Annotated in this window: 4 protein-coding genes; 1 reads left to right on the top strand and 3 read right to left on the bottom strand. The window is 38.3% G+C overall.

The features are described 5' to 3' along the window. Positions 1 to 140: 140 nt before the first annotated feature. The 3 genes from kdsB to secA all read right to left on the bottom strand — a co-directional run bounded on the left by kdsB (position 141) and on the right by secA (position 5,102). Positions 141 to 872 carry a 3-deoxy-manno-octulosonate cytidylyltransferase gene (kdsB, locus tag SGJ10_00555; GenBank protein MDZ4756612.1) on the bottom strand — a complete coding sequence of 244 codons (732 nt, stop codon included), beginning with the start codon at positions 870 to 872 and terminating at the stop codon, positions 141 to 143. A gap of 3 nt (positions 873 to 875) precedes the next feature. Beyond that, positions 876 to 1,709: a pantoate--beta-alanine ligase gene (panC, locus tag SGJ10_00550; GenBank protein ID MDZ4756611.1), complete on the bottom strand. Its 834-nt coding sequence runs from the start codon at positions 1,707 to 1,709 to the stop codon at positions 876 to 878. A gap of 78 nt (positions 1,710 to 1,787) precedes the next feature. Then, positions 1,788 to 5,102 carry a preprotein translocase subunit SecA gene (secA, locus tag SGJ10_00545; GenBank protein ID MDZ4756610.1) on the bottom strand — a complete coding sequence of 1,105 codons (3,315 nt, stop codon included), beginning with the start codon at positions 5,100 to 5,102 and terminating at the stop codon, positions 1,788 to 1,790. Positions 5,103 to 5,312: 210 nt separating this feature from the next. On the opposite strand from secA, the gene SGJ10_00540 reads away from it, so the two are divergent. Beyond that, positions 5,313 to 11,285, top strand: a complete 5,973-nt coding sequence (locus tag SGJ10_00540; GenBank protein MDZ4756609.1) for a T9SS type A sorting domain-containing protein — start codon at positions 5,313 to 5,315, stop codon at positions 11,283 to 11,285. Positions 11,286 to 11,658: the final 373 nt, after the last annotated feature.

The raw sequence follows: 11,658 nt of genomic DNA, 5'->3' as shown, positions 1-11,658 counted from the left end.
TTGATAATGTTAGCGAGTTCATTACTAATGAGGTTAATATTTTAACCAAAAGCGAAATTAAAAGTATTTGTGGTTTTGAGTATCTTTTTTCTTGCGATTGTTGGACTAAAACATATTGAGTAATGGTAGAAGATATAATACTAACCCTTCAAAAAATCCAACGCTTTTCCCGCATCATCGGGTGTATCAATGGCTACACTTTGAAAATCAGTTTCGGCTAAATATATATCATATCCATTATCTAACCAGCGAAGTTGTTCGAGGCTCTCGGCCTTTTCCAACGGGCTTTGTGGAAGTTTTGCAAGTTGTAAAAAAGTTTCTGTTTTGAAACCATATATTCCCAAGTGCTTATAATATATTTCTGGCATTTGTTCTTTATCTCTATAATACGGAATCGATTGACGTGAAAAATATAATGCTTTATTTTGCAATGATTTTACTACCTTCACAATATTAGGATTTATGATATCTTCAACGGCTTCTATTTTTTTGCAAAGTGTGGCAATTTGTATATCATTTTTTTGTAGTAATGATATAAGTTGTTCTATTTGCAAAGGATTAATAAAAGGTTCATCGCCCTGCACATTTATTATGATGTCCGGACGATTATCAATTTGCTCTATCACTTCCACACAGCGGTCTGTACCTGTTTGGTGATGGGTGTTTGTCATACAAACTTTGGCTCCAAAACCTATTGCATGTTCTTCTATTCTTATATCATCCGTTGCTATAATAATATCGGTAATACCTGTTGCTTTTGCTGCTTGTTCATATACTCTTTGCAACATCGATTTTCCACCTAAATCAATTAGCGGTTTTCCAGGAAAGCGGGTAGAAGCATAGCGGGCCGGTATGACAATGGTAGCATTCATATATTATAATAATACATTATCTATGAGTCGGGTGGAAGGCAAGGTAATAGCTACCAAAATCACAGCTCCATGTTGCCAATCTATAAGAGGTTTCAAATCGGTGGGGTCAACGATAGCAGCGTATTCTATTTTCACTAAACTATCTTTCTGAAGTTCGGTATATATATATTCTTCTATTTGTGCAGGTGTAAATAATCCTTGTTTTAAGGATGCCGCTTTTAAAGTTTTATATATATTAATTGCTTGCTCTCTCTCTTCTACAGATAGTCTCACATTACGGCTGCTCATTGCCAATCCATCAGCTTCCCGCACAATAGGGCAAGTATAAAATTTGATGGGCATATTAAAGTGTCGAATCATTTTTCGTACTACCAAACATTGCTGATAATCTTTTTGTCCGAAGAAAACATCAGTAGGTTTTACTATATTAAATAATTTTTTTACTACAGAAACTACTCCATCAAAATGTCCGTGTCGTTGTGCTCCTTCAAATACTTTATCGAGCCCTCCCAAATCAATATGTATAATACTTGGTTCACCATCATATACATCACCGGCATCAGGATTATATAATATATCGCACCCTGCTTCTTCCAATATTTTTATATCATTTTTTATAGGTCGGGGATACTTGGCTAAATCGCTGGGGTCATTGAACTGCGTGGGGTTTACAAAGATACTGCATACTGTAACACCACATTTTTTTTTCGATTGTTCAATCAAGGATAAATGACCCGCGTGCAATGCTCCCATCGTAGGAACAAAACCAATGGTGTTTCCAGCAAACCATTTATTAAGATAGGCTTGTAAATCTATTTTGTGCCTAAATATTTCCATGGTTTATATAATAATATTGTTATAATATATGTTTTGGTTGGTGTCTCCACCAACCATGGACAGGTAGGAGTAGTTGTATTATTCGTCCTTACCGTGACACTGTTTAAATTTTTTGCCCGAACCACAAGGACAAGGGTCATTGCGTCCTACTTTTATCACACCTTTTACTTGTTGGGGTTTTGCCGGTGCTTCTTCATTTGTTTGATAATTGGGCTGTATATTACCTGTTGCACTGATATTGTCAGTACGGCTTGTTTGTAGTTTAGGTTGTGGTGTACGTGTAATTTGTCTTTGTTCACGCACCTGTGTTTGTCCTTCTACTTGGCTTTTGAACAATACACCTAGCACATCACGGTTAATGCGTGACAACATAGATTTGAATAAATTGAATGATTCTAGTTTATATATAAGCAATGGATCTTTCTGTTCCAAGGTAGCATTATATACCGCAGTTTTCAATTCGTCCATTTCACGCAAATGCTCTTTCCACTCTTCATCAATTTGGTTCAACACCATTAACTTTTCAAAAGTATATACTATTTCTTTGCCTGAAGTTTGTATAGCTTTATTAAAGTCTACAGTAATATTCATATTATGTAAACCATCGGTGAATGGTACTCCCAGAAATTGTATTTGGTCTCCTTTTTCTTGAAATATATTTTTTAATACGGGCACTGAGTTCGCTGCGATACTATCGCCTTTTTGCTTATAATAAGCATTTGCCTGTGCAAATATTTCCTCCGTCAATCCCTCTTCATTCATTGATTTGAAGATGCCTGCATCAACACTGGGTTCCCATGCCAGGCTTCTCAAAAACTCATATTTGAGACCTTCCAAATCACTTTCTTCTTTATATTCTCTCACTTGCTCGTCCACAAAATCATATAACATATTGTTTAAGTCCATCGCCAACTTATCACCCCATAATGCATTGCGACGTTTATTATATATAACTTCTCGTTGAGCATTCATTACATCATCAAATTCCAACAATCTTTTACGAATACCAAAGTTGTTTTGCTCTACTTTTTTCTGAGCTCTTTCTATCGATTTTGAAATCATCGAATGCTCAATAACATCCCCTTCTTTCATACCCATCCTGTCCATTATAGCAGCTATTCTGTCGGAACCAAACAAACGCATCAAATTATCTTCTAATGATACATAAAAACGTGAGGAACCTGGGTCTCCCTGCCTACCGGCACGGCCTCGCAACTGCCTATCAACACGGCGACTCTCGTGACGTTCAGTTCCTAAAATTGCCAATCCGCCAGCTTCTTTTACGCCGGCACCCAGTTTAATATCGGTACCACGACCCGCCATATTGGTTGAGATGGTAACCGTTCCCGCTGTACCAGCTTCGGCTACAATCTCTGCCTCACGTTGATGTTGTTTGGCATTAAGTACATTATGTTTGAGTTTACGCAACGACATCATTCTGCTCAACAATTCACTTACTTCAACCGATGTAGTACCTACCAATACAGGTCGTCCCTCGTTTTGTAATTTTACGATTTCGTCTATTACTGCATTATACTTTTCACGAGTGGTTTTATATATCATATCGTTCATGTCTTTGCGAACCATTCCTCGGTTAGTAGGAATCACAACCACGTCCAATTTATATATTTGCCACAACTCTCCTGCTTCTGTTTCCGCAGTTCCAGTCATACCACAAAGTTTATGATACATACGGAAATAATTTTGTAAGGTAACCGTCGCATAGGTTTGTGTAGCAGCTTCTACTTTCACATTTTCTTTTGCTTCTATCGATTGGTGCAAACCATCGGAATAACGGCGTCCATCAAGCACCCGGCCTGTTTGCTCATCCACTATTTTTATTTTGCCGCCATCTATAATATATTCTACATCGCGTTCAAATAATGTATAAGCTTTCAATAATTGTTGTACTGAATGTATCCTATCCGATTTAATGGCAAAATCACGCATCAAAATCTCTTTGCGGTATTTGCGGTCTTCGTCTGTTCCCTCCGATTTTTCAATCTCAGCTATTGAAGCACCTACATCAGGCATAATAAAGAAGTTGGGGTCATCACCTCCGCCCGTAATCATCTCCACACCTTTTTCTTTCAACTCCACACTGTTATTTTTTTCATCTATCACAAAGTATAGTGCTTCGTCAACTTCGTTCATACGTTTTTGTTGATCGGCCAAGTATACATTTTCAATTTTTGTCAGGAATTGTTTCATTCCCGATTCGCCTAAATATTTAATAATATTTTTGTTTTTGGGCAATCCTCTGTGTGCACGAAGTAGTAGCTTTCCACCTTCTTCATCTTTTCCTTCAGCAATTAATTTTTTGGCATCGTTGAAGGCTGTATTTATATATTTTTTTTGAGCTTCGACCAATTTTTCAATTCGCGGTTTCAAAGCATAATATTCTTGTTCATCGCCTTTGGGCACGGGGCCAGAAATAATTAAGGGAGTACGGGCATCATCAATCAGTACCGAGTCCACCTCATCCACCATTGCAAAATGGTGTTTGCGTTGCACCAAATCTTCGGTAGATCGTGCCATGTTGTCACGCAAATAATCGAAACCAAATTCGTTATTGGTACCATATACAATATCGCTCGCATAAGCTTTGCGACGCTCATCGCCATTGGGTTCGTGGAAATCTATACAATCAACACTAAGTCCGTGGAATTGGAAGATAGGCCCATTCCATTCGCAGTCACGACGGGCCAAATAATCGTTTACAGTTACCACGTGTACGCCTTGTCCGCTAAGAGCGTTGAGATAAGCGGGCAGTGTAGATACAAGTGTTTTTCCTTCACCTGTGGCCATCTCCGCAATTTTACCTTTGTGAAGAACCATACCACCAATTAACTGTACATCGTAATGTATCATGTTCCAGATAATCTCAATACCTGCTGCCGACCACACGTTTTTATATATAGCGGTATCGCCTTCAATATCCACAAAATCATAATCGATGGCTAGGTCGCGATCCATTTGACTTGCAGGAACACGCATGCCTTTGTTTTCAGTAAGACGCCGGGCGGTTTCTTTTACCACAGCAAATGCTTCGGGGAGTATGATGTCCAGAATTTTTTCTAGTTCTACATCGCGGTCTTTTTTAAGTTTGTCGATGGCTTTAAAAATATCATCCCGCTCTCCGATATCGCCACCAATAGTAGATTGGAGGTTGGCTTCAAGCTCGGCCACTGCGGTATCAATTTCGCTCAAATACTCGGCTATACGAGCTTTTAATTCTAGGGTTTTCTCACGCAGACCTTGGTCGGATAGGGAGCTATAACTTGCAAAATGTTTATTGATATCTTCCACCCTCGGGGAAAACTCTTTCATATCACGTTCAGCCTTTGAGCCGCCGAACAACGAGGATAATCCTTTAACTAATGAACCTAACATATATAAATAGTATTTCTGAAATTTTAAAAATAAAAGTGCGAAATTACGAAACAAAAGTGTTGCCCGCTTCAATTAGTCTGACAAATGTGCCTAGTTCTAATTGCCTACTAAAAAAATACGGCTATTCAGTAATAATATCGCCTAATTGTTTAGCAAAATTTGCAGTAATTGCAATTGTGTTTTATATTTACATCAAAAAAAGTTTGACTTATGAAAAAAATATTTAATAGTTTTTGGATAACCATATTGTTTATTCAACTTGCAAACACAGGCACAGCACAGGTCTCGGTGAGTGGTTCAACAAGTTGTAATACTACTTATAGCACACTTAAAGGAGCTTGCGACTGCTTGAATAGTAATAGTCAGAGTGGGAATAATATTACCGTTTCTCTTACGGGTAACACTTCTGAGGCCGCTACTGTTTCAATTACAGGAGCATCAGGGATGTGGAATAGCTTGACCATGAAACCCAGTGGGGGAGCAGCAAGAAGTATAACAGCAAGTAGCTTGAATGCTCCGCTGATTCAAATAAATGGGGGAGATAAAGTGAAAATAGACGGGCTTAATAGTGGTAGTAATTCACTTACCCTTGATAATCCAAGTACAAACAGTGCTGCGACTAGTATTACTTTCAGCAATGATGCAACCTATGATACTGTGAGAAATTGCACCATCAAAGGTTCATGTACCAGTACTACTGGCATCGGCACTATTACATTCGACCAAGCTAGCGGAAGCAGCGGAAATGATTACTGCTATATAGGTTCATGCCTGATTGGCCCTTCGGGCAGTAACCTGCCTGTAAACCCTATTACTGCTGTAAGTAACACAACCTCCTCAGATTACATTACTATTGCAAATTGTGAAATTTACAATTATTTTTCTGCGGCTTCCGACCATGCTGGAATATACATATACACCAATGGTGCTACTTCAAACTGGACCATTAGCGGGAACAGTTTTTATCAAACTGCGAGCAGAACCTTTACGGGCAGTAGCAATGAAGTTTCGGCGGTGCGAATTAATGGGAACAGCAATGGAAATGGTTATGTATTAAGCGGAAATTATTTTGGAGGAACAAGTGCTTCATGTGGTGGAACCGCGATGACCTATACAGGGACAGGTGTTATGAGAGCATTTCGATTATCAGTCGCATCTGCCACAGCTACAAGTATTCAAAACAATCTATTTCGTAACATATCATTTACTTCTAGTTCTGCTTCTACTACACAGTCGGTCATGTCATTGGTAGCTGGTGCTTTTGATGTAGGTAGCACTACAGGTAATACGATTGGAGAATCATATACAACTAACAGTGTGAGCATTAGTTTAAGTAATACGGCGGGTGTATTTTCAGTTATAGCTTTTAGTACTGGAACTACATTGGGCAATTCTATTATTACCAATAATAATATAACGGGAATTTCACTTACCAGTTCAACAGGAATTTTAAAAGGTATATGGTTGCAGGGATCAACTGGTGTGATGACCGTGTCAAGAAACACGATTGGAGGTAGTTTTCTCAGCAATGCTATCAATAGTGCTTCCAATAATACAGCCTATATGATTCATGCCACCAATTCGGCTTCGGGTCAACATACTATTAGTGGCAATTATATATATGGTATTACTGCAACAAATACTGGCACTAGTAATATAGTTAGCGGGATTCTCACATCGGGCACGGGGTCATATACAATTAGCGGAAACAACGTAGAAAATTTTTATTCGTCGTCACGTGCTGTGGGCTCGGGTTCATCTTCGTCACTTATAGTGATATCGGCAACGAGCACAGGAAATAACGATACTATTTCTGGCAATAGTATTCATGATATATATGGTAGTGCACCCTCGCAGGCAATTAATGTGTTGGGATTACATTGTAATTTCGGTTCTGCCACAGGATGTGCAGTTGCTAAAAACAATATATATTCATTTTCTATTGTATCAACGAGTGCAAGTGCAACAGTTATGGGTATTAATATAGCAGGAGGTACTACCAACTATTATTATAATGCTGTGCAAATGGGAATCGTGCCATCAGGCTTAGATAATGATTTGAATTGTGTATTATATGGTGTGAATGAGGGCGGCGGAACTAATAATTTTTATCATAATACCTTGTGGATGGGTGGAGGTGGAAGTACGTCGGGTAGTGCAGCCACTTATACTTTTTATAGTAGTGTTACGGTGAATACCCGTGTAATAAAAAACAATATATTTGTTAACAATAGAAAAAATGGTTCAGGCGGAAGTGGAACCCATACAGTATATAGAATCAGTAGTGCCAATCCTACTGGTTTAACAAGCGATTATAATGTATACTATAGTAGCAGCATCGGCATTGGTGGTAGGTTGTTTATGGCCTCAGCCACTGCATATACAAGTATAAAAGCTTTTAGAGAAGCGATGTATAATAATTCAATGCCTATTATTAATGATTTGCACAGCGGAGTAGGAAACCCAAATATAGTATCGGCTGACAATGGTTCTTGTTGTGTAGATCTTCATATTCAAAGCACGACACCCTGCGAAGGGATGGGCATTGCAGTTGGCATTTCTACCACCGATTACGAAGGAGATACATTAAGTTCAAAAACACCAACAGATATTGGAGCAGATGCGGGCACGTTTACTTTTGATACAGGCGATGATATATTTACCCCTACTTTTTCATTCACTTCTTTAGCTTCAACCAGTCTTACAAGTAACAGAATAGTTACAGTTAATATAACAGATCAAGGCAACGGAATTGTAAAGAACCCAAGCGGTGATGCTCCAAGAATATGGTGGAGGAGGTCATACCCTTCAACCAGTTCGTGGTTTAGCAAAGTAGGAACTTCTGTGAGTGGCAATGCAAATAATGCAGTATATAATTTCACGATTGATTATGCTGCAAATAGTATTACACCTGCGGTGGGAGATTCGTTTGCCTATTATATAGTAGCTATGGATAGCATTACTGGGAATATTTGGTATAGCTCTTTTTATGGAGCTAGTCATAGTAATCCGTCAACTCAAACTTCTGCTCCAACATTATATACTGCTTATAAAATTGTAAATGGAATAAGTGGCAATTATAATATAGGAACGGGCCAAACTTATACTACGCTGACAGGTGCAGCAGGCTTTTTCAATTTTGTAAATAACAATGCAGTAACGGGTCAGGTAACTGCTACTATCATCAGCGATTTGGCAGAAGATGGAACAAATGGACTTAATGAATTTTTGGATGATGGGGGAAATATATATAAAATTACGATACAAAGTGATGGCACTTTAAGAACCATTTCAAACAGTGCAAATTTGAGTAATAAAATGATTCGGATCAATGGTGCAGATAGGGTTATTATAGATGGTGGATCCAAAAAACTTAAATTTAGGAATACCCATTCTACGGCTGCCTCTGGTCATGCTACTATAATGTATAGCAATGGTGCAATTTCTGACACACTTAGAAATTGTATTATAGAATGCAATTCCACACAAAGCAATAATGCCATTGTATATGCCGATGTAAATGGAACCAACCGTGTATATATAGCGTCCAATCAATTGAGGAGCCCGACTGGTGGAACAACTAATTTCCCAAGCTATGGATTTTTGCAACGAGGTACTAGTTACGTAAATTTGATAAACAATGAAATATTTAATTGGACATTAGCGGGTATATATTATGTGGGAACAACCACAGGAAATACTATATCAGGAAATAGTATATATGATACCGCTGCTTTAGCTACAAGTCCTATATATGGTATACAAATAGATGATGCAGATAGTTTTGTAATCAGTGGTAATTATATTGGCGGAAGTGCTGCCAGTTGTGGAGGTTCGGCATTATCCATGTCGGGTGCTTCAGCAAATTTTTATGGTATATATTATAATAGTGGGGTGGATGCAAATAACTATTGTTATACTTATTCTAACACGATCCAAAATATAAGTATGACTGGCACCACGAGTCCTTTATTTTATGGTATCTATGCTTTGGGTGGCAAACATATGATAGGTAATACGAGTGGGAGTGGCAATACGATTGGGCACGCTGCTACCAGCGGAAGTATAGCAGTAGGTGGAAGCACTGCAAACCCCACTGTGATAGGAATTAATGTTGCTGTGAGTATCGCTTATGCCACCAGTATTTCATCGAATCTTATTTCCAATATTTCGGTTTCTGGCACTGGTACTTCTGGCAAGACACAAGGGATTAGTTTTGCAAGCTCAAATACAGGAACTACTACAGATACTATACAAACAAATACCATTAGTTCCATAAGTACTAATGGAACCAATACCGCAGGCACAGCCAATGGTTTATTGCATGGAATAGTGTGTGCATCAACATCGACAACAGCGGCAGTACTCATCAATAATAATATCATATATAATCTTTCTTCAACTACTCTTTCAGCAGTTCAAACTAATTTGAGAGGCATCGGATTATATAGTACTAATCCAACTATTTCACTGAAGAAAAATCGCATTTACGGACTTACCAATACTGCCACATCGGGCAGTCAGCCTACCATTGCAGGTGTATTGTCTACAGCTACTTCTTCCACCATCAATGTTGAAAATAACCAACTATATTTAAAAAATGCAAGCAATACAAATGATGTAGCTCTTACAGGGATAGGGTTAACCGCGGCGGGCAGCCAAACACAAAATATATACTATAATACTTTGGCGATTGATGGGTCTCAAAGCAGTGGTTCAGCATCTACCATACCGCTATCTATTAGCGGAGCATCTATAACGTCTAAAAGCTATAATAATATATTATATAATAAACGCAGTGGCGGAAGCGGGAATCATTTAGCTACTGGTATTGGTGCATCTGGAACTGCAAATAAAGCGGACTATAATTTATATATCAGTGATGGCACCAATATGGGCATTCGCAATGGCACTACATATACTTTTTCAAATTGGAAAACAGCAACAGGATATGATCAAAGCTCGTGGAATAGCAATAGCACAACGATTCCTAGCGACAGTTTATTTTCAGATGCAGCCAATGGCAATTTAAATATTAGAAATGACCGGACCCAATGCTGGGCAGTTAATGGAAAAGGCATCGCAGGTTCCGCTTCGGGTAGTATTAATTCCGATTTTGCAGGTGAAAGCCGACTAACTAGTTTTGGATTCGGAACCGATATTGGCTCTGACGAATTTAATACCACACTCGATCCTCCCAATGCCACGGCAAGTGGGTCTCCTGCCAATAGCACCACCACTACTTATTCATGGTTGGGTCGCACTATTGGTAGTATAACTTGGGGAGTTAGCGGTACCGTTCCATCAAATTTAAATGTGAAGTATTATAGTGGTGCTACTCCGCCAAACCCTACACAAAGTGGCACACGACCCAATGCAAAATATATGAATTGTTATTGGCACTGTTTAGCAACGGGTGGTGCAGGTTATACCTACAATATTAGCTTAAATTATGATTCATCTTTAATTGGTTCAGTTAAATATTCGAGTGAACGCCGACTGAAACTAGCTAAAAAAACAGATACCCAAACTACCAATTGGGCTTTCCTGAGCAGCTCTTCAGTGGACACTGGCAATAATATTCTTTCAGTAAATGGTCTCAGTAGTTTCTCCTTTTTTGCTGCGACTGACAGTGGTAATAGTAATTTAGAGGCGTTACCCGTTGAGTGGCTTAGCCTTACTGCCGAAAAAAACAGAGATGATATATATATAAAATGGAATTGTTTGCCAAGTGTGGACGATTATATATATATAGTACAGTATTCAAGCAATGGTATCGATTTTATTACAATTGCAGAAATGCCCCAAGCATTATCACCAGGGCATACATATACATTTAAACATCATTTAGACTATCCTTTATTAGAATTTAAAGGCTTATATTATCGAGTGGTAGCTAAGAGTATACATGAAGCATTAGGAAGCCCGATTAGGTATGTACAGTTTGAATCGGAAAGTCGAGTTTCAGTTTATCCGCAACCTGCAAGCAATTATATGATATTGTCATTACCTGCTATTGTTTCAAAACAAGTAATTGTTAGTGATGCTTGTGGTAGAATTGTATATAATAATTATCATACTGGAAATACGTCAATCGATGTTTCTACATGGTTTAACGGTATTTATATTATGTATATCAGCGACGACAAAAATCAACCCATTAAAATTAGTATAAATAAATAATTAAACTACTCGTGGTTGTGTTCCCGATAAGCTCCGCAAAGATGCGGGAGGAAAGGAATGAAGAATTGTGATGTATGAAGTTTTATAACCAAGGGAACAATCATCATTAGACATGACAAAACACTTGAAAGATTTTACTTGGTGTGAATAATCATAGTCCTCATTTAATACCAATTCTTAAACTATAATAGTTCTCCGCCTGTGGCGGATTTAGTTTTTAGAATGGTAATGCCGAACTACAATACATTTAGTCCCCCTTTTTTGGGACTATTGTATATTGAGTGTCGGTATAAACAGAAACTTAAACCCAATCCCCATACTACAATAAAAACTATCGAAGGTTCCGTGCAACGTAAGGTTTCATTGTTCGTCC

Source organism: Bacteroidota bacterium, from assembly GCA_034439655.1.
Lineage (GTDB): Bacteria > Bacteroidota > Bacteroidia > UKL13-3 > UKL13-3 > CANJUD01.
Note: the sequence above shows the minus strand (reverse complement) of the source record. Positions and strands in the feature narration are given on the sequence as shown.